This is a genomic window from Akkermansia massiliensis (assembly GCF_023516715.1).
In the GTDB taxonomy this organism is placed as follows: Bacteria; Verrucomicrobiota; Verrucomicrobiia; order Verrucomicrobiales; family Akkermansiaceae; genus Akkermansia; species Akkermansia massiliensis.
In genome coordinates this window covers 1,056,859-1,076,806 of sequence record NZ_JAMGSI010000002.1, presented here as the reverse complement: position 1 = coordinate 1,076,806, position 19,948 = coordinate 1,056,859, and the positions used below count along the sequence as shown (strand labels likewise).

The 19,948-nt window shown below is 60.5% G+C and carries 18 protein-coding genes; 7 read left to right on the top strand and 11 right to left on the bottom strand.

Annotated elements, in window-relative coordinates:
- Window positions 1-11: 11 nt before the first annotated feature.
- The 8 genes from atpA to M8N44_RS12125 form a co-directional block, all read right to left on the bottom strand.
- The gene (atpA, locus tag M8N44_RS12160; RefSeq protein WP_102728745.1) at window positions 12-1,544 is read right to left on the bottom strand and encodes a F0F1 ATP synthase subunit alpha; all 1,533 of its coding nucleotides are present in this window, start codon (window positions 1,542-1,544) and stop codon (window positions 12-14) included.
- Window positions 1,545-1,562: 18 nt separating this feature from the next.
- Entirely contained in the window at window positions 1,563-1,970 is a 408-nt protein-coding gene (locus M8N44_RS12155; protein WP_102728746.1) for a F0F1 ATP synthase subunit delta, read from the bottom strand.
- Between the two features lie 8 nt (window positions 1,971-1,978).
- A complete protein-coding gene (locus tag M8N44_RS12150; protein ID WP_022397544.1) occupies window positions 1,979-2,506 on the bottom strand; it encodes a F0F1 ATP synthase subunit B family protein in 528 nt (175 codons plus the stop codon).
- Between the two features lie 102 nt (window positions 2,507-2,608).
- Window positions 2,609-2,830, bottom strand: a complete 222-nt coding sequence (locus M8N44_RS12145) for a h+transporting two-sector ATPase C subunit (RefSeq protein ID WP_022397545.1) — start codon at window positions 2,828-2,830, stop codon at window positions 2,609-2,611.
- A gap of 82 nt (window positions 2,831-2,912) precedes the next feature.
- Window positions 2,913-3,851: a F0F1 ATP synthase subunit A gene (locus M8N44_RS12140; RefSeq protein ID WP_022397546.1), complete on the bottom strand. Its 939-nt coding sequence runs from the start codon at window positions 3,849-3,851 to the stop codon at window positions 2,913-2,915.
- 305 nt (window positions 3,852-4,156) lie between these two features.
- Window positions 4,157-6,358 carry a hypothetical protein gene (locus tag M8N44_RS12135; RefSeq protein WP_102722696.1) on the bottom strand — a complete coding sequence of 734 codons (2,202 nt, stop codon included), beginning with the start codon at window positions 6,356-6,358 and terminating at the stop codon, window positions 4,157-4,159.
- Window positions 6,359-6,576: 218 nt separating this feature from the next.
- Complete coding sequence (locus M8N44_RS12130) at window positions 6,577-9,072, bottom strand: peptidoglycan D,D-transpeptidase FtsI family protein (RefSeq protein ID WP_102728747.1); 2,496 nt, start codon at window positions 9,070-9,072, stop codon at window positions 6,577-6,579.
- A 32-nt stretch (window positions 9,073-9,104) separates the two neighbouring features.
- Window positions 9,105-9,734, bottom strand: a complete 630-nt coding sequence (locus M8N44_RS12125; protein WP_022397549.1) for a L,D-transpeptidase — start codon at window positions 9,732-9,734, stop codon at window positions 9,105-9,107.
- Between the two features lie 130 nt (window positions 9,735-9,864).
- On the opposite strand from M8N44_RS12125, the gene M8N44_RS12120 reads away from it, so the two are divergent.
- Window positions 9,865-10,983 (top strand): DUF5009 domain-containing protein, encoded by a 1,119-nt coding sequence (locus M8N44_RS12120; protein WP_215451271.1) that lies wholly within the window; start codon window positions 9,865-9,867, stop codon window positions 10,981-10,983.
- 183 nt (window positions 10,984-11,166) lie between these two features.
- Here M8N44_RS12120 and M8N44_RS12115 read toward each other — a convergent pair whose 3' ends face one another.
- The gene (locus M8N44_RS12115) at window positions 11,167-12,000 is read right to left on the bottom strand and encodes a PEP-CTERM sorting domain-containing protein (RefSeq protein WP_102728750.1); all 834 of its coding nucleotides are present in this window, start codon (window positions 11,998-12,000) and stop codon (window positions 11,167-11,169) included.
- A gap of 401 nt (window positions 12,001-12,401) precedes the next feature.
- Window positions 12,402-12,587, bottom strand: coding sequence for a hypothetical protein (locus M8N44_RS12110; RefSeq protein ID WP_146018258.1), 186 nt, complete (start codon window positions 12,585-12,587; stop codon window positions 12,402-12,404).
- On the opposite strand from M8N44_RS12110, the gene M8N44_RS12105 reads away from it, so the two are divergent.
- Together M8N44_RS12105 and M8N44_RS12100 are read left to right on the top strand one after the other, a co-directional pair.
- Window positions 12,586-14,613: a Sip1-related alpha-galactosidase gene (locus M8N44_RS12105; RefSeq protein ID WP_180971097.1), complete on the top strand. Its 2,028-nt coding sequence runs from the start codon at window positions 12,586-12,588 to the stop codon at window positions 14,611-14,613. The genes M8N44_RS12110 and M8N44_RS12105 overlap by 2 nt on opposite strands.
- A gap of 38 nt (window positions 14,614-14,651) precedes the next feature.
- Entirely contained in the window at window positions 14,652-15,572 is a 921-nt protein-coding gene (locus M8N44_RS12100) for a hypothetical protein (protein WP_146021159.1), read from the top strand.
- Between the two features lie 51 nt (window positions 15,573-15,623).
- On the opposite strand, the gene M8N44_RS12095 is transcribed toward M8N44_RS12100, so the two are convergent.
- Window positions 15,624-16,499, bottom strand: coding sequence for an alpha/beta hydrolase (locus M8N44_RS12095; protein WP_102728752.1), 876 nt, complete (start codon window positions 16,497-16,499; stop codon window positions 15,624-15,626).
- A 65-nt stretch (window positions 16,500-16,564) separates the two neighbouring features.
- Here M8N44_RS12095 and M8N44_RS12090 point away from each other — a divergent pair, with 65 nt between their 5' ends.
- Genes M8N44_RS12090 through M8N44_RS12075 form a run of 4 tightly spaced genes read left to right on the top strand, consistent with a single transcriptional unit; the run spans window position 16,565 to window position 19,896 of the window.
- A complete protein-coding gene (locus M8N44_RS12090; protein ID WP_102728753.1) occupies window positions 16,565-17,497 on the top strand; it encodes a hypothetical protein in 933 nt (310 codons plus the stop codon).
- A 48-nt stretch (window positions 17,498-17,545) separates the two neighbouring features.
- Entirely contained in the window at window positions 17,546-18,094 is a 549-nt protein-coding gene (locus tag M8N44_RS12085) for an HdeD family acid-resistance protein (protein WP_102722689.1), read from the top strand.
- Window positions 18,095-18,108: 14 nt separating this feature from the next.
- Window positions 18,109-18,888, top strand: a complete 780-nt coding sequence (locus M8N44_RS12080; RefSeq protein WP_180975231.1) for a HesA/MoeB/ThiF family protein — start codon at window positions 18,109-18,111, stop codon at window positions 18,886-18,888.
- Between the two features lie 36 nt (window positions 18,889-18,924).
- Complete coding sequence (locus M8N44_RS12075) at window positions 18,925-19,896, top strand: KpsF/GutQ family sugar-phosphate isomerase (RefSeq protein ID WP_022397558.1); 972 nt, start codon at window positions 18,925-18,927, stop codon at window positions 19,894-19,896.
- Window positions 19,897-19,948: the final 52 nt, after the last annotated feature.

Genomic DNA, 19,948 nt, shown 5'->3' with positions numbered 1-19,948 from the left:
TCCCGTAATCGTTAGTTCCAACTGAGCTTGAAGGATTCAATGGCGGCTTTAAGCCCCGCGTCTATTTCCGGCGTCAGATCCTTTTCCCTCAGGATGCTTTCCAACAGGTCCGGATGCTGGTCCTTCATGGTGGCTTCCCACGCGTTCTGGTATTCCTTGATCCTGTCCACCGGAACATCGTCAAAGTACCCCTTCTGCATGGCGTACAGGTCCGCGGCCTCCAGCCCCAGTGATTTGGGCTCATACTGGTTCTGCTTGAAGAGTTCCACGATGCGCTGGCCGCGGGCCAGCTTGGCCTTCGTGCTGGGGTCCAGGTCGGAACCGAATTGGGCGAAGGCCTGCAATTCCGTGAATTGGGCCAGGTCCAGCTTGATGGAGCCGGCCAGTTTTTTGATGATTTTCGTCTGGGCGGAGGAACCCACGCGGGAGACGGAAATGCCCACGTTAATAGCGGGGCGCACCCCCTGGTAGAACAGGTCCGTTTCCAGGAATATCTGGCCGTCCGTGATGGAAATGACATTTGTGGGGATGTAGGCGGAAACGTCCCCGGCCTGCGTTTCAATGATGGGGAGGGCCGTCAGGGAACCGCCGCCGTGTTCCTTGTTGATGCGCGCGGCGCGTTCCAGCAGACGGCTGTGCAGGTAGAATACGTCCCCCGGATACGCCTCGCGACCGGAGGGGCGGCGCAGAATCAGGGAAATCTGGCGGTAGGCCACGGCATGTTTGGAGAGGTCGTCGTAGACGATGAGGGCGTCCTCCCCCTTGTCCATGAAGTATTCGCCCATCGCGCAGCCGGCATACGGGGCCAGGTACAGCATGGCGGCAGGGTCGGAGGCGGAGGCCGCCACCACGATGGAGTATTTCATGGCGCCCGTTTCTTCCAGCTTTGCCACGAGGCGGCTGATGTTGGCGCGCTTCTGGCCGATAGCCACGTAGATGTTGTAAAGGGGCTGGTGGTCCGCCAGCTTGCCTTCCTCCGCCAGGCGGTTCTGGTCCGCCTGGGCGATCATGGTATCCATGGCAATGGCGGTTTTCCCGGTGGCGCGGTCCCCAATGATAAGCTCGCGCTGGCCGCGGCCGATGGGAATCATGGCGTCAATGGGCAGAATGCCCGTCTGCACGGGAACAGTGACGGACTGGCGGGAGATAATGCCGGAGGCGATTTTTTCCACAGGATAATACGCTTCCGCCTCAATCGGCCCCTTGCCGTCAATCGGCTCTCCCAGCGTGTTCACCACGCGGCCCAGCAGGGACCGCCCCACGGGCACGGAAAGAAGGCGTCCGGAGCATTTGACCAAGTCCCCTTCCTTCAAATTGGAATCATCCCCCAGAATCACGGCGCCCACCTCATGTTCTTCCAGGTTCATCGCCAGGCCCATCACGCCCCCGGGGAACTCAATCATTTCATTGAGCATCACGCCGCTCAGCCCTTCGATTTTGGCGACGCCGTCCCCCACGGAACGAATAACGCCCACGTTTTCCTGGCTGACGGAAGCCGTGGCTTTTTTAATTTCTGCTTCGAGTTCTTGAAGTATGTTGCTCATGGAAAAAAGTTTCGTTGGTTAATTGGAAAGATTGCGGGCCATCTCGGCCAGACGGTCGATTCTGGAGCGTACGGAACCGTCTTTCACGTCGTCCCCCACCTGGATGCGGATGCCCCCCAGCAGGTCCGGCGCCACCTCCCAGTGGTAGTAGAGGCCGTCGCCATATTTGGCCGTCAGCTTGGCTTGAATTTGGGAGCGTTCCTCCTCTGTCAGCGGTACGGCGCTTTGAATGGTGGCCGTACGGCTTTTCACGGCGTATTCCACCATGCGGGAAAAGGCCGTCAGCAGAGCGACATAGTTACGGGGTTTGCGTTCCGCAATTTTCCGGGCGATCAGGCGCACGCGGTCCTCCGCCACGGTATTCCCGTCCATGCAGAGCCGGAACAGCCTGCGGGCGGCATTGAGCGTGTCCTTTCCGATCTTCATAAAGCGTATCAGGAATCCAGGCTGTCGATCGCTTCCCGGTTGATTCTCCGCTGGTCTTCTTCCGTCAGCATTTTTCCGGTGACCTGCGCGGCAGCCAGGGCCACCAGCTGGCCGAATTGTTCTTTCAGCGCTTCGCGTTCCTTCTGCTGTTCCAGTTCCGCAAGCTGCCGGGCCTTTCTGACTATTTCCTCCGCCTTTTGGGAGGCCACGGTTTCCTGTTCCTCCAGCAGGCGGGAGGCGGCGGCCTTGGCGGCGTCTATCTTTTCCTGTCCCTTTTCGCCCGCTTCCACCAGCATTTCATGCGTCTGTTCCTTCACGGAAGCCAGCTGGCGCTCGCTTTCCTCACGCATTTCCTCTCCCTCCTCAATGCGCTGGCGCCTTTTTTCCAGAACGTTCTGGATGGGCTTGAACGCCAGGTAGCGCAGGATCACCACCATCAGGATGAAGGCGATCAGGTTGGCAACAAAGGGTTCCCAGCTTGTCACCCCGAAGGGCGCAAAGGGATTCCAGGACTGGTCGGCTATGAGATTCAGCATAAAATGAACGGGTTGAAACATGCCGGAAGTTTTCCGGACCGGCAGGAACGGCTGCGCCGCCCCGGAGCGGAAGAAGCTCCCTCCGGGAACGGGGCCTCCGGGTTATTTCACAAAGATGGAGATGAGGGCCACGCCTTCAATCAGGGCGGCCAGCGTAATGGCAATCACCATGATGGGGGAGGAGGCTCCCGGGTTGCGCCCGGTGGCTTCCGCGGCTTTCGCGCCGATGAGGCCGATGCCGAGGCCGGCGCCGATGGTGACGAGGCCGAAGCCCACGTTGCCGGACAGTTCGGCCAGGGAGGTCATTGCGGTAGGATCAATCATGTTATTGGTATGGTTTATGTTTTTTGTTGAACGTTCCCCCACAGGTTGCCCATGGTCCGGAACGGAAAGTTGGCGGTGCGGCTTATGAGGCCTTTCCGGACGGCAGGCTGTCCGGCACGGATGGTTCTTTTCCCTCATCCTTGGCGGCATGGCCGTGGGCATCCCCGTCCCCCACTTGCAGTTTGAGGAAAATCGCCGTCAGGAGGAGGAAGACCAGAGCCTGGATGAAGCCCACCAGCAGCTCAATCGCCAGAAACGGGAGTACGCACAGGGCGCTGAGGACGGGTCCGAACATGTGAGCCATGGTGTCAATGATCGTTTCCCCGGCGTAAATGTTGCCGTAAAGACGGGCCGCCAGCGCAATAGGACGGATCGTAATGCTCAGGACGTCCACCAGCCCCACGAAGATGAAGATGAGCACCAGCACGAATCCCATGAAGCCGGGCAGTCTTCCCTTGGGCCCGAACAAGTGGATGAAGAAGCCTTTCAGGCCCTGTTCCCGGATGGACCAGTAAAGCCACATCAGCGCATAAAAGATGCCCAGGAACATCGTCACGTTCATGTCCGCATTCGCCCCGCGGAACAGCGGCACTCCGTTATAGGTGATGGTCCCTACCCCGGGGAGAAGCCCCATGTAGTTGCTGACCAGGATGATGGTGAAGATGGTTCCGAAGTACCAGAAGTACTTGCGCGTCAGTCGCGGCCCCAGCAGGGATTCCACAAAGTTGTACAGAGTCTCAAAGAAATATTCCACCGCATTCTGGAACCGGGACGGCAGAATGCGCATGGCGCGGGTGGCGAACCATACGACCACCCCTATCAGCAGAACCGCCAGAAAGAGCATCAGCATGGAGTTGGACACCGGCAGTTCAATGCCGCCTGGAAGCGGAATGGAGAACAAGTGGGGGGCGGCCTGCTCCAGTCCGTGCTCCGCTCCTTCCTCCGCCGCACACGCGCTACCGCCCATCATGCCGGGCACCGCCAACGCCGCCAACCACAGGAACTGGAAAAATCTGCTCATCGTCTATCTTTCACCATTATCGCGCCAACTCCTGTAAATACGGGAAAAGGGAAGCCATTCCCTTTATTTGACGGTTTTGATTGTGTACTCTCCCCTCCCCCTTGGCAAGCCCAAAACTTGGCACGCGCACAAATTATATACATTTGTATATAATCTTAAGGCGGCTGCAGGCTTGCCGTTGCAAAACTCCGTTTTTTCTTCCGGGCATTAAAAAATTTTTCCGGAGATAACTTCCAGAACGGCAGGAACAAGAAGCTTCCGGAAATTTCTTCCCGGAAGCCTGTAAATCCAATGGGAAACCCCTGTTATTTGGCAGCGGAAATAACGTGGATGTGATACACGTCCCTGCCGTCCGCGCCCTTGCGCCCCGTAGCATGCACGCCCGTGACGTCGGAGGTGATCACGTCCAGGGTTTCCACGGCCTTCCGGATATCCTTGTTGCCTTCCGCCGCGCTCTTCAGGGCATCACGGACCGGAACGAGGTTAAGCTGGAATTCCAGCGGAGCCACCTGCCCCGGGGCCTTCATGGATTCCTTGACGACTTCCATGCCGAAGGCCTTCGGCATGCTGATGGCCCAGCGGGTGTCGGAAACGCTCACCACCGGATTCAGGTCGGCGCCCAGCGGGCACTCGTAATCGTAGGTGGTGACATCCCCTTCCACGGAGGATTTGGGGGAGGGCAATTCCGTCATCTTGCCCTGGCTGGCCAGGGTAACGATGGTCTTGGCGGCGTCAGACACTTTCTGCCACGCTTCGCCCAAGGCGGCACGGTTCTTCACTTCATAAGCCGCGGAGAAGCGCGGGGCCGGAACATTCTTGAGCGTGGGGCTGGGAGCGCCCTGCATGTCCATGATGAACACGCCGGAATCCGTAAGGCCGGAAAGTGCGGTCTTGTACGCCTTCCAAAGTTCTTCAATGGTGGGCCGGGCCATCTGGAGCATGGGGGCAACCATGCGGATCTGGTCGCTTACGTCATGCTTCGGGTTGGAAATATACGCATTGCCGTAATCCCAGCCGATCTGCGCGATGTTTTCATACAGGGTGCAGCCCATGTCAACAATCTGCGGATTGATGCGGAAGGAAGAATACAGCACCGTATCCGCCCCGGGACGGACGGAGTTCATGGAGGAGGGAGCGTCCAGGAGGTAGAATTCAAGCGGATACGTGCAGGCTTCCACATGCACCCCCTGGTCCTGCCACGCGTAGTAGGAAACGGGCGTGGCATTCTGCGCCACCTTTTCATACAGCCCAAGGAGGCGGCCCTTCATGGAATCAAGCGCGGCCATGGAAGGAGCCAGATCGGCAATCTTCCAGTCGGTGCCTACCGTCTGCATCAGGTCCTTCAACCCGGAGAACATGCCCTTGTAGTAGGCGATGTCCAGGTTAATAAGGCCCTTGGCGCAAGCCTTGTCCGCAAATATCAGGCCATAGGCGGGATACTGGAGCTGGGCGTCAGCCATGGAGAAATCCGGACGCGCCAGAACAGAATCCTGGGGAGAAGCCGCCAGGCGGACCTGCTTTTCAGGATTGGTGGTTATAAAGCCCACGAGGGTATCATCCACGAAAGCGACGGCCACATACAGCTTGGATTCGTCCAGACGCTTGAGAGCCGCCTTGAGACGGTCCAGATTTTCCTGGGAGACGGTTATCTGGGCTTTAGCCTCTTCCAGCCTTTCTTCCAGCTTCGCCCGCAGTTTCTTGCAGTCCACTTCCGCTACCTTGCAAGCCAGGCCGTTGTAGGTCTTGTCATACAGGGAAACAATGCCGTGCAGTTCCATGCCTTCCGGGAGATTGGCGTCCTTCAGGGTAGCCTTGGCCTGGGCAAGGGCTTCCGGCGTCAATTTGGCGGCTACCATTACGGGAGCCGTCGCGGCCTGAGAGGGGCGCATATCCACCAAATCAATCCACTTAATGAGCATTTCAGTATATCTGTTGCCCATTACTTCCACTTCTGCGTCACTAGCTTTCTTGTTACCATTGATTAAATCCTGGTAAAGCTTATAACCGGACAGAATTCCCTTCATTTGGTGCAATCCCATGCCTGTAAAAGCGGACTGGGCGCTGTCCATCCACGGAGCCCATTCGGGGCCGAAGCCGATCATCGCGTCAATGACGGGGGTGTTGACGGAGCACTTTTTCCGGACGGGCTTGGGTGCATCCTCTCCCGGAATGGCTATGGATTCATCAGCGTCTTCCCCAGCGGAGCAGGAACCCCAGGTTTTGACCATGTTCAGATTCTGAACGCTCCTGATCATGCCGGGGACGTCGTAAACACCGGCTACAATACCCATGTCCATGGGAAAGAGGGCGGCGATTCCGAGCCGTTCCGCACGCTTCGCCACCAGATCGGAAGCAACGGGGGCGGAGGGATCAAGCGAAGAAGCCGGGGTTAAGCCGGCGGCATCCTGTCCGGCCTTGGCGGAAGATGATTTATTGTCGTCAGAGCAGGCGGCAAGAGCGCAGGTCAGCGCAAAACAGGGTATGGAGTAGAAATAATGCGTTTTCATTATCTTTAAACGTAGGGGTCATGATGCCATCCAACAAAAGCGCCGCTCCTTACGGCAACAGTCTCATCGACGCGCACCATCCGCATTATATAGGCGCTTCCCCGCAATGACGCAAGCACAATGAAAAGCATTAACGGGCCAAAGGCCATGCATGACCCTGTTACGGCGAACGCCCTGAAAAGCATTGCCGGACGATTCCGCCTTCCTTAAAAGCCGGTCTAAAGAGGTTCCGCCATGGGAATGTCATCCTCCGGAAGGGGGGCCTGGGGCGCGGGAGCTTTTACGGGAGAGGAATGGTTGAGATGGCGGGGAATCTGATGGGGAAGGCCGGGAATGTAGTCGGAATCTCCGCGTCGGGGCGTGAGGGGTGCGGCAGAAGGCTCCTCCGACAAGGAAGGCGCGGACGGCCTGGCATGCCCGGAGGAACCGCCCACCGGGGTCGCCTTGATTTCCGCATCGGAAGAGTCGTCCAGATCGGCAGGGATTTCATGAACCTTGATGGGCTCCATTCCTTCCGGATCATACAGGCCGGGCGGCAGATTGTCTGGCACTACGGCAGGCGATCCCCCGCGTTCGCGAAGGGCGGCGGCAGCCGTTTCCGGGGTTTCCTCCACCGGTTCCGCTACCGGGATGTCGTCCTTGGGCGGGTCAATGATGGCCTTGATGTCCTTCTTCTCCGTCTCAAAGAATTCCTTCACGATGGGGGCGGCGGCGGCGCCCCCGCCCAGCCGTTCGTGGGCGCGGCCTTCATACAGAACCACATAGGCGAAGCGGGGATTGTCACAGGGCATAAAGCCGGCGAACCACGCCAGGCGCTTGTCTTCCCGTTCCGGTCCCCACTGGGCCGTGCCGGATTTGCCGGCGATGCTGGAATAGGACAGGCGGGCGCGGCCGCCCGTGCCGCCTTCAATCACCTCCCTCATGCCCTTGCGCACGCTGGACAGGGCACGTTCATAGGCCGGCAGGGGGCGCTGGACCTCCTGCGGCTTGGGAGCGTAAATGACATTGGCGTTGCCGTCCTGAATCTGCTTGATGAGCTGGAGCCTGGGCAGGTAGCCGTTCGCCACGCCGGACATCATGTGCGCCACCTGGAGAGGCGTGACCAGCAGCGTTCCCTGGCCGATGGAAAGGTTGGCGGCGTCTCCGGACATGAAATCCCGCTTGTAGTTGCGGATCATGTAGTCGCTGGTGGGCACCAGGCCGGGATCGTCCGGAATGGGCAGCCCGGTGCGCTCGCCAAGTCCGAAGGCGCGGGCCGTATCCATCAGGGCTTCCGCTCCCAGCTTGAGCCCCATCTGGTACATGAACGGGTTGTTGGACATCGCCAGGGCGCGGATGCAGTTGATGTCCCCCAGGGGCGTCTTGCTCCAGTTGTTGAAAACGTGGTTGCCGATCGTGATGGATGCCGGGCAGTAGATCTGCGTATTTTCCGTGATCTTGTTGTTTTTCAGGGCGCTGGCCACCGTCAGCACCTTGAAGGTGGAGGCGGGGGGGTAGCGCCCCTGGAAGGCGCGCGCGCCCAGCGGTCCGGCGGGGTCGTTGCGCAGGGCATCGTAATCCTTCTGGGATATGTTCGGAATGAACATGTTCGGGTCATAGGACGGCGTGGAGGCCATTACCAGCACTTCACCCGTTACGCAGTCCAGCACCACCATGGCGCCGCGCCTCTTGCCGCGGGAAAGGATGCGTTCCGCATCCCGCTGCCATTTCAGGTTCAGGGTGGTGACGATGGCGCCGCCGGGCTTGGGGCGTATCTGAAGTTCATCCAGAATCTTGTTGCCGTCCTCGTCAAACATCAGGCGCCATACGCCGGGCGTCCCGGTCAGGTCCTTGTTGAATTCCTTTTCCAGTCCCGCGCGGCCTTCCACCTGTTCCCACAGCGGGTCCATATGGTTGATGGGGCCGGTAGGCAGTTTTCCCTTGGAACCCACATAGCCGATGATATGTCCGGCGATTTCCTTTTCCGGATAGGAACGGATGTAGATGGGCAGCAACTGGAGGCCGCGCACCCCCTTCACCTTGTCCTTCAGTTTTTCCGCTTCCTCCGCGCGGATGACGTTGGTGAGGGGAAGAGGCAGCCAGCGGCGGTGCTCATAGTGCTTCCAGAGCTGGTCATCGGAAAAGGACCACGCCTTTCCGGCAATTTTCTTGGCCTGTTCCAGGCAGTTGCGCCCGAAGTCCACCACGCGGGAACGATCGGGATTTTCAAAAATTTCAAAACGCAGGGCCAGTTGGTAGGCCACGGAGGTCACGGCCAGAGGCTCTCCGTTGCGGTCCAGAATGGGGCCGCGCGGAGCCGGAATCAGCAGGGCCATGGTTCTGGCGGAAGGCCGCGTGCTGGTGTGCGCTTCCCGCGCCGCATCCATCCTTCCCCCCTTGAGGGAGGGAATCAGGGACAGGGAATCCAGGCCGTTCTGCTCCTTCTCCGTTTCCTTGGGCATTTCCGGGGCGTCAGCCACGCCTTCCCGTTCACCGGACGCCGTGCCGGATTCCCTCTTCTTATCCCCCAGGTCAACCGTTTCCACGGCGTCATCCTCTCCGCGCTGCTGCGCCGCAGCCTGGCGCACGGGCGTTCCCCCGCGGGAAGACGAATGGCGTGACGAGGACTGGCCCCAGGCCGTATCCGCCGTCCAGGCGGCCAACCCGGCCAGCAATACCAGGGAACGTATCAGAACCTTCATTTTCATCAGCTTGCAGGAGTGTGACAGATGCACCGTAAGGAATCAACGATTATTCACGCTCGCGCTTATTCCTGAACTACTACGGTTGTTCCCATGCCGCATTTGTCAAACAAAATGCGGCATGCCTCCACAGGCACCCGGATGCACCCGTGGGAATTGGCGTCCCGGAACACCGTGCCCACATGCAGCCCTATCCCGCCATGAATGCGCATCCACAGCGGCATCTTGGCGCCGATGAATTTGCCGCCGGACGGCACGCGGGAAGAAGAGGTGGCGTCCGAATTCACGCACAGGCCGCTTGCATCAAACACGCTGCCATAGGACCGGGAGCGGTAGTCCGCATCCTTCTGAATGATGGAGAATTTGCCGCGGGGCGTCTCATGGGTGGATCTGCCGGTGCACACGGGAAAGTTCATGGCCGGCTGGCCGTTGACCCACAGCACGCCGCGCTGGTCCTTCAAATGAATCACGATTTTGCTGTTCCGCGTCTGCGCCTGCCGGATGCGCTCGTCATGGTACCAGATGTCGCGCGTGAAGCGGTACTGGGGGTCCGCTACAAAAGCGTCATAGGAAGAAGAGTACCTGCCGTCCTTCATCAACGGCTTGCCATGCGGAGTCTTGGGCGTGGAGGAACAGGCAGCCAGCAGCAGTGAGACACACAGGAAAAGGAGAAAGGCGAGAGGGGAGCGCGGCATGCGGCCTGCTTTACCCTCTTCCCCCGTGGAAATCAAGCACGATTCCCCTCTGTTCCGGCATGTTTGGAGGAATCCTGATAAAGACGCCCTTTTCCGTCCGTACCTGTTCCCGTTCTTCCTCCCCGCCGCCATGACCGCCTCCTCTTCCGTTCCCGCCCGTTCCCCCCGGCTGCACTCCCTGGATGCCCTGCGCGGGCTGGACATGCTCATCATCCTGGGGCTGGACGCCCTGGTCCTGCTCCTGGCCTCCAGAAATCCGGAAAACGCCTTCCTCCGGGAAGCCGCGCGCCAGATGTCGCATGCCCATTGGGCAGGATTGCACCTGTATGACCTGGTGTTCCCCGTCTTCGTGTTCATCTCTGGCGTTTCCATGTTCTTCTCCCTGGCGAAATACACCGGCGGAAACTCCTCTGCGGCCCCCGGGCTTCTCCACCTTTGGAAACGGGCCTTCGTTCTGGCCTTCCTGGGCCTCCTGGTCAACGGAACGCTTACCTGGACGGAGGATATGCGTTATGCCTCCGTTCTGGGCCTGATCGGCTTTTCCTGCGCCATCGCAGGCACGTGCATCCTGCTGTGCCGCCGCACGGGAGCGATTGCCGCTGCGGCGGGAGGCCTTCTGGGCCTCATCGCCCTGCTTCAATTCACCTGCGGCAGCTTCACGCCGGACGGCTCCGTCAACTCCTGGGTGGACATGCACTGGCTTCCCGGCCGTCTGCACGGAGGCGTCTTTGATCCGGAAGGCCCCCTCTGCATCGCCTCCGCTTCCGCCCTGTGCATGGGCGGATGGCTGGCGGGAAAATTTTTGAAGGAAAGTCGCCTGCCTTCCGTCCGCCTCTGCATGGCGATGATGGGAGCGGGAATCCTCCTCTTTTCCGCCGCCCGAATGCTGGACGGCGCCTATCCCATCATTAAAAGCATGTGGACCGGCACCTTCGTTCTGGCCGCTGCCGGAATCTCCCTGATGCTCCTGTCCCTGTTCCATCTGGCCGTCGACGCATGGAACGGCGGAAAATGGGCCAAATGGGCCTTTCCCCTCCGCGTCATCGGCGTCAACGCCCTGGCCGCCTACCTCATCCACGCCCTGCTCAACGTGCATGAACTCAACCAGCGCATCTTCAGCGGCGCGGCGGACTTCTTCCCGCCTTTCCAGCCCGTATTGCTCGCCGTTTCCCTTCTCCTGCTGCAATGGCTGGTTCTGCTCTTTTTTTACAGGCGCCGCATATCCTTCGCCAAAAGCCCGGCCAAGTGACGGCGTGGATGAAATTCCCGGCCATGAGGCCGGCTCTCTCCGGAAAACACCCCGTCATGAATATTCCCATCCGGAGAGAACCGGACAGCCGCTAAAAACGGTGGCCATGACCGGATAAACAAAAACGCCCCTCCCGTGCAGGAGAGGCGCTTCCGAAAACCAGTCCGGACAACAATGCCCGGCTCAACGCATCCGGCGGCGGCGCAGCAGGGCCAGCAGAAGACCGGCGGCGGAAAGGCCTGCCGCAGCAGGTTCCGGAACTGGAGCCGCTCCGGTGATGTAATGAATCTTCACGTTGGCCCAGGCTCCCCCATTGGTGGTGATCCAATACTTGCCCACATTTTCTTCCGTAGCTTCCAGCGGACCGTCCGCACGGGTCAGGATATTCCCGTCAGCGTCCCTGACCACGTAGTCAACCGTATCAAACCCGGAGCCTCCCGAGGAAGAGGAACTGTTCTGCCCCAGCAGTTCACGCACCGCAGTCCCGACGGTTCCGGTGGTCGTGTACGGATCAATGGCGGCCTGGATGGTTCCCCCGCTCGCATTGATCCAGAGGCTGGTCGTCGCAAGACGTCCGTTTAATCCGAAATCCCAAACATACCCCGTGGACAGCCCGCCTCCCAGCGCTCCTGAATTGATGCTGGAATCAATAGTCAAGTTGCCCCAGAGCTGCGTATTGCCTGAGTTCAGGGAAAAAGATTTGTCCATGTCCACGTTCCCTAAAACCAAGGCCCCTCCCGTATTGTTGCTGAGAGTACCCGTGCCTTTCAGAACAAACTGGTCGACATTCCTGTAATTCAGGCTCCCCGCGCCGGCGGTGGAGATGGAGGCGTCACTGTTGATGATGATGCTGTTTCCCGCGCCGAGAGTAGTAGGAGGCACGCCGGCCTCCGTCCAGTTGTCCGCGTCCGTCCAGGAGGATCCGTCCCCGTTTCCCGTCCACTGATAGGTGGCCGCTGCGCCCAGGCCGGACAAGGCAACCAGGACGCAGGAAGCAGTGAATAAGGTTTTCTTCATAAAATCAAAAGTTAAATATGGATATGAATGGATCCGCACCTATCGCCGGACTGCTGCACAAATCCGCTCCCGGGAGCGTTCTGCGGTCAGAAGCCAAGACTTGGAACCCTGGTTTTTCTAATATCGGATTGCTAATCCGTTACGGAATAGTTCCAATGCCGCATGGTGCGCCGCAAGCCCCTCGGCATCCGGACGCCAACCTGTGCAGCAATGATTTCTCTTTCCTGAAATTCAGTATATTCCGACGGAATATATGTATTTCCACACCCGCAAAGGCTCGCGGCTCTCAACGTACCGACAACGCAACGGAGGAAGCCTTTTCTCCGGAGAAACAGACTCCCATTATAAAACGACCGGGCAACATAAGCACCTTTCCCTTAAAATCAGAGCTTGACGCCGGATTAGCAATCCGTTTTCCACATGGAAAAAGAAGCAAAATAAGGCGGAAACATCATTTTTTGCTCGTCTCCGGCAAATGCTTTGCCATCATGGCGCAACGGCTTTTTTTCCGAAAAGCAGGGAAGCGACCCTCCCTGCCCTCCTGCTAGTCCATCTGCCACCTTCCTTAACCTAATGATGATTCCCATGAAAGCATTCACGTTCCCGGCTCTTGTCCTGGCGGCCCTGAGCATCTGGACTGCCGCCGCCCAAACCCGGATATCCACCATTCCCCCGCTGCCGGGAAAAAACGCACGTTCCCTTCAGGTACCTCCCTACCAGTCCTTCTGCTGGTTCGCGGCGGACCGCGGCCGCTGGCCCGGAGACGGCAACCGGGTGCTGCCCTGGTTCGGCCGGACGGCTCCCGGCAACCTGCTGGACAGCAAGCCGAACCCCAGCACCGCCAAACCGGGGGACCACGCCATGTTTGCGCTGTTCCACCTCAAGGACGGCAATTTCATGGCCGTGCTGCCCGTCGCCACCCCTGACTCCCTCACGTGGCTGAAGCTTGACGGAGACGGCAAATTCCTTGTGGAATCCGGCACGCTGGGAACTTCCACCGCCAAACCGCAGCCCGTCCTGGCCGTCACCGCCGTGGACAAGGATATTTACCGCGCCTGCTCCGCCGCCTGGAACAAAGCCCTTTCCCTCCCCTTCATCAAGGGCAGAACCTTTCCCCGGGAAAAGAAGGTTTATCCGGAACCCTTCAAGTACCTCGGATGGTGCAGTTGGGAGCAGTATAAAAAGAACATCTCCTCCAAGCTGCTTGAAGAAACGGCCAGCCAACTGGAGGCCTCCCCCATCCCCGTCCGGTGGATGCTGGTGGACGACGGGTTCCAGACCCAGGAAGGGCTTAAGTTGATCAGCTTCCAGACCCGCCAGGACAAATTCCCGCAGGGCTGGCAGCCCCTGATGAAGCACAAAAGCTCCAAGTTGAAATGGATGGGCCTGTGGAACTGCTATTACGGCCTCTGGAACGGCATCCACCCCAAGCACCGGCTGGACGCCCAGACGGCCCGCGGGCTGGTCAGCACTACCAAGGGGAAAATCCTCCCCGGTGACGGCCCCGGAGGAGCCGGGGCGTTTTACAACCCTTTTCTCCAATCCGTCAAGGACGCCGGGTTCGACTTCGTGAAGATCGACGTGCAGGCGGAATACCTGAAGCATGCGGACGGCCTGGACAACCCGGTCCGCCACAACACCAAGTGTTCGGAAGCCTTGGAACAGGCATGCCGGAAGACGGGCCTCAGCCTGATGAATTGCATGGCGCAGGGCACCGTCAACATCCAGAATACCCGCTACAGCGCTATCACCCGGTGCAGCATTGACTACAAGCTGGGGGATGAAGCCATGGGCAAGTCCCACATCCTCCAGTCCTACGCCAATACGCTCTGGCTGGGGCAGACCGCGTGGCCGGACCATGACATGTTCCATTCCACGGACCCCACCAGCGCGCGCCTCATGGCCGTTTCCAAGGCCGTATCCGGGGGCCCCGTCTACCTTTCAGACCCGGCTGACAAGCTCAATCCGGAAAACATCATGCCCCTGGTCTGGTCCGACGGCCTTCTGCTGCGGCCGCTGGCCCCTGCCGTCCCCCTGCCGGATTCCGTCTTTCTGGATGCGCTGAACGAGAACCGCCTGTACCGGGTGATCGCCCCGCTGCCCGGCCAAAGCGCCGCCGTGGTGCTGTACAACCTCAAACACCCCTCCCCGGCGGAACCGGTGCAGGGGAAAATTTCCCTGGGGGATTATAAAAACGCGGCGGCCCTGCTGAACGGCAACGCGGCGGAAGCCTATGCCTCCATTCCGGCGGAGGGAATCGCCGCCTATTCCGCAGAGGGAGGCCGCGCGCTGACCCCGGCACAGCCGGACCTGGACGTGAAGCTAACGGGCTTCAAGGACCGCCTGTTCATCATGGCGCCCATCGTCCGGGGCTGGGCCGTCATCGGCAGGGGGGACAAATTCCTCTCTCCCTGCGCCCTGGCCGCCGCTCCGGAATACGGGGCGGACAGCCTCCGCTTCCGCGTGAAGGAATCCGGCCCGGTCGTCGTCTGGCGCGGGAAAAGCCCCGTGAAGGCAGGGAACGTTCCCGTCAAGAACCTGGGCAACGGTTTTTATGAATTGCAATTCCCCGTTTCCGACCGCCCGCTGGACGTTACCGTGACAGCCGAATGAGCGCTGCCGTCCCTTCCCAACCCTCTTTCCTTCCCCCCATGCATCTGCTGCGCCCGTTCCTGGCTTTCGCCCTGCTGTTCCCGTTCTGCTGGCACATCCCGTCCTCCGCCGCCGCTCCGGCGGGACTTCCCGCACCGGAACCCGCGGAGGCCAAACAGGCGATTGAACAATTCCTGGGCCTCACCGCCATCTGGATGCTGGAAATGGAATGGACCCACGCCTATGCCAATAAAACGCCCAAGGCGGAGGACTTCCGGAACGCCATGCTGGCGGCGGGCCTTCAGCAATGCCCCGCTGATTTTCAGGAAGCATGGCTGCGGCAGACGGACAAGCCGGGGCGCAATTACGCGGCGCCCGTCCTGCGTAAGTACGGCGTCAGCCTGAAGGACCTCCGGGAACGGCTCCAGGGCAAACTGTTCAAGATCAATTCCCGGGTGCATCCGCCCATTCCCCTTTACGACGAGGATGAACAAATCCCCCGCATGGATCCGCGCACCTGTGGCGACCCCAAGGCCATCCTGGAAGCCCTGGCCGCCCTGCGCGCCCAAGTCATGGGCCTTACCCCGGACCAACTGGCCCAGGCCAGGCAATCCATTGAACGGGTCATGCTGGAATTCACGCTGGCCTACATGGAAACCGCCATCTGCATGAACACCGCGGGCATCCGGGAAAGCCAGGTCAGGGAACTGTTCGCCCCCATCAGGACGGACGGATGCCCGGAGGACTTCCGCCGCGCCTGGCAGCACGACCTGCCTTTCTTCCTCAAGGGCCGCTTCACGGGACCGGAACTGACCCTCTCCACCGTCTGCAAGAAATACGGCGCCAGCGAGCAGGAGGCATTCCTCAAGGTCCGCAAAAAGATGAAGGAATGGGATATCCAGCCGCCTACCCCGCAGACGCAGCCCGCCTTCCGCCGGGACATGCAGGAAATCCGGGAAAACATGCTGGGCGGCCGCTGACAGGAAAGCCCCACCCTTGCCGCCGTGTATTTCACGGGCGGTATTCTCCGGTCAGCCCAGCAATCCGGCGTCCATTCCCTCGTTATATTCCCAAATGCCCTGCTCCACCATGAAGGAACTCCAACTGTTGAGCAATTGCTCAAAATAGGCGGCATTTACATTGAAATGGTAAAACGTGTGGTCCGTCACGTCCAGAAGCTCAAATCTGGAGCGGTTTTTCTTTTTCCGCCACAGCTCCGCCAGCCGCTCGCTATTGCGCCACGGCAGCAGCCTGTCTCTTCCGCCATGGCTCGCGAACAGGGGAGGCAGCCCTTTCTGCACGCGCCGCAGGGGATTGACGGCATCCCGCTGGTCAGGGGGCATCATGCCTCCCAGTTTAAAGGCGGACTGCGCCGCCAGATCGCACACGCCGCGGAACAGGGCCACGGCGGCAGGACCGGGCGGAAGGGGAGCCTTCCTGCGGAACAGGGACCAGCGCGCGGGATGGTCGGGGAGGGCCACATGCAGGGCCATCAGTCCTCCCGCATCGCTCCCCGCTACGGTAATGCGGGCCGGGTCCAGACCCAGCAGGGCGGCGTTTTCATACACCCAGGCCCAGGCTTCCCGGCCCTCTTCCAGAATATCCATCGGCTCCACCTCATAAGCGCCGCGCGTACGGAACATGGGAATAATCCCCACAATTCCCTGCTGGGCAAGGTGAAGCGCCCATGGCACAAAATCCCCCAGGCTCTTTCCCACCCACATGCCGCCGTGAAAAAACAGCACGGAGGGCGCGGAAGCGCCCTCTCGATGGCCAGGAGGAAAAAAGACGTAGGCCATCAGCTCCTCACCGTCTGAAAACCGCCTCCACACAAAGCCGGGCTGTTCCCGCAACAGTTTCCTGTACCGGGCTTCCGCCAGATGATCGGCTTCCGTGAACAATTCCATAAGAACGGCTTCATGATGCAATTGTGTTGCACTCCGCGCAAGTTTGATGTCTAAATAATCGTGTAATGACTTTCCGCTCCATTCTCACCATGGCCTGCTGCGCCGCAGCTCTTCTCGCCCCCGCCTCCGCCGCCCCCCGGCCCGGAGACGCCAAACTGAGGGATGATCTGGACGTAGCCTACAACACATGGCGCCTGCACCTGCTGCGCGGCAACTATGACGGCTGGAGAGCCACCACCTCCGCCTACCGCCAGGTGAAAGTGCGCAACCTGGCCGTCTCTGAAAAACGCCCCTTTCCCGCCTCCCTGTTCCGGCAGCCCATGGCTCCGCCCGCGCTCGCCCCGCTGATGTACGTGGGCTCCGTGGTGGACGGTCCCACGGCCGCGGCCACCTACTACGGCAAGGTGGACCTGGGGCTGGGCCAGGAACCGACGGACTCCAACGCCCTGGTCCTGCTGTTCACCCACGAAAACGGCAAATGGAAATACGACCAGGCGCGCTTCTTCAACCTCACCCGCCTGCCCGCCGTCAAGGAATGCCTCAAGCGCGGCGACGCCACCGTCCTGATGGAGCAGGACGGCTTCCAGCCCCTTGGAAAAATTCCCGCCGTGCCGCCTGTCTGCCCGCCGCCCAAATACATCGCAAAAATTCTGGTGGACTGCCCCGGCCGCACCGTCAAGGCGAACGTAAACAACATTTCCCCGCATGAATTCGACAACACGCGCCTGGCGGAAATCATTTCCGGCGGGCTGAGGGACGGAACCAACTCCCTCACGCTGAACTTTTCCGACAGCCCTAACGGCAAAAAGGGCGCCGTTCTCGTGGAGGTTTACATCATGCCGGAAATCCCGGGACAACTGCCCGCCAGGGCCTTTTCCTACTTCGTCCCCCCCCAGGCGCACCCCAAAAGCGGCCCCGTTCTGATCAACGTCACTCCGGAGCTGCTGAAGACCATGGACCCGAAGAACACTCCGCCGCAGGCATCCGCCGGCAAATAAAATCGTCATTCTTCAACGTTTCCGCCGCGGGTCCGGTCATACCGCCATATGACAACTCAACCTCAAGTCAGCAGCTCCGCGGTATCCGGCAACTCATGGTGGATGGGTATCCTTGGCGTCATCGAGCTATTTCTTGGCTTCATCGCCCTGGCCTCTCCCTGGATTGTCGGGGCCAGCTTCATCTGGGTGATCGGCATCATGCTGATGATCCTGGCCGTCGTCCGGCTGGTCCAGGTCTTCACCGTCCCGTCCTCCCGCTGGTGGAACCTGGTGACGGCCATCCTGTACGGCATCGCCGGCTGGTTCCTGTTCCGGGACCCCAATATTTCCCTGGCCATCACCACGCTCATCATCGGGTGGGGCCTGGTCATCGCCGCCGTCTTCCAGGGGGCCATCTGGCTCCAGACCCGTTCCCTGCCCGCCAGCGGCTGGCGGCTCTTCAACGTGATCATCACGCTGATCCTGGGCCTCATGGTCATCTTCGGCTGGCCTGAATCCACGGCCTGGTTCATCGGCACCCTGATCGCAGTGGAACTGATCTTCTCCGGATGGACGCTGCTCCTGTACGCCTTCAGCGGCAACTCCGCCCGCCGTTAATCCCGACGACAGCAATGACCCTCACCCAGGAAGAAACCGAACGGTACGCAAGGCATCTTTCCCTTCCGGAACTGGGCGAACAGGGCCAGCAAAAACTCAAACGGGCGCACGTCGCCCTGACGGGCCTCGGGGGGCTTGGCTCCCCCGCGGCCCTTTATCTTGCCGCCGCGGGCGTGGGGCGGCTGACCCTGATCGACCCGGACGAGGTCTGCCTTTCCAACCTCCAGCGGCAGATCCTGCATGCCACGGATGCGGCGGGAACGGCCAAGACCGCCAGCGCCGCCAGGCGCCTGTACGCCCTGAACCCTTCCGTCCACATCAACACGGTCCACAGGCGGCTCACCCCAGACAACGCCGTTTCCCTGCTGGAAGGGTGCGACCTGGTCCTGGACGCCTCGGACAACTACGCGGCGCGCTTCGCCATGGCGGACGCCGCTTGCGCCCTGCGCCTGCCGCTGGTGCACGGAGCCGTGAAAGGCTTCATCGGCCAGGTGGCCGTCTTCGCCCCCCACCAGGGCACCGCGTGCTACCGCTGCCTCTTCCCGGCAGACACGCCCATGCAGGAGAAAGACACCGCCTCCGCCGCCGGCATCCTGGGCGCGCATGCGGGCATCATCGGCTGCATCCAGGCCATGGAAACCCTGAAATACCTGGCCGGCATCCCCTCTCCGCTGGTGGGAGCCATGCTCTCCGCAGACACGCGGCGCATGCGCTTCACCACCATTCCGCTGGCAGCCAATCCCGCGTGCAGGTGCCGGAAAAACGGGGACCGCGGAGCCGCAATGAAAAATTGACGGCCATGGGGGCATCTGGCATCATTCCCGCCAGATATGAATCATTTAACACGCGCCAAATCCGTTTTTGAAATGGAGATTGAAGAGCTGCGCGGCGTCCTGTCCCGGCTGGATGACAATTTCAACCAAGCTGTGGAACTCATGTCCCAGGCCCTGGACCGCGGCAACAAGATCGTCATCGTAGGCGTAGGCAAATCCGGCAACATCGGAGCCAAAATCGTCGCCACCCTGAACTCCACCGGAACGCCCACCGTCCTGCTGGATTCCCTGAACGCCCTGCACGGGGACCTGGGCATCGTCCAGGACGGCGATGTCTGCATCGCGATGTCCTTCTCCGGGGAAACCTCGGAACTGCTGGCCCTGCTCCCTTTCATCAAACGCTTTGAACTGCCCATCATTTCCATGACGGGCAATACGGCCTCCTCCCTGGCCAAATACTCGGACATCGTGCTGGACACGGGCGTTTCCCGGGAAGCCTGCCCGCTGAACCTGGCCCCCACCTCCAGCACCACGGCCATGCTCGTCATGGGGGACGCCCTTGCCATGGCCCTGGTGGAAGCGCGCCACTTCACCGCGCGGGACTTCGCCAAACGCCACCCCGGCGGCTCCCTGGGCCGCGCGCTGCTCACCAAGGTGAGCGACATCATGCGCCGGGGGGAGGAAATGGCCATCCTTCCGGAAACCGCCTCCGTGAACGACTGCCTGAAGGCGATGACCACCGCCCACACCGGCGCCTGCATCCTGCTGACGGCGGACAACAAGCTGGCCGGCATCTTCACCCACGGAGACTTCGTCCGGGCGTACGGAGCCAATCCCCTCATCGGGGAGCAGCCCGTCAGCGGCCTCATGACCCGCAACCCCATCTATGTGATGGAAGACGACCTGGCCGCCGAGGCGGTGAAGGCCGTCAGCAACCGCCACATTGACGACCTGGTGGTGCTCAACGCGGAAATGACTCCCGTGGGCATCGTCGACCTTCAGGACCTTGCCAGGCTGAAACTGGTTTAGGCTCCCTCCATCATTCCTTCCAGGCATCCGTGATTCAAAAGTAACAAATCAA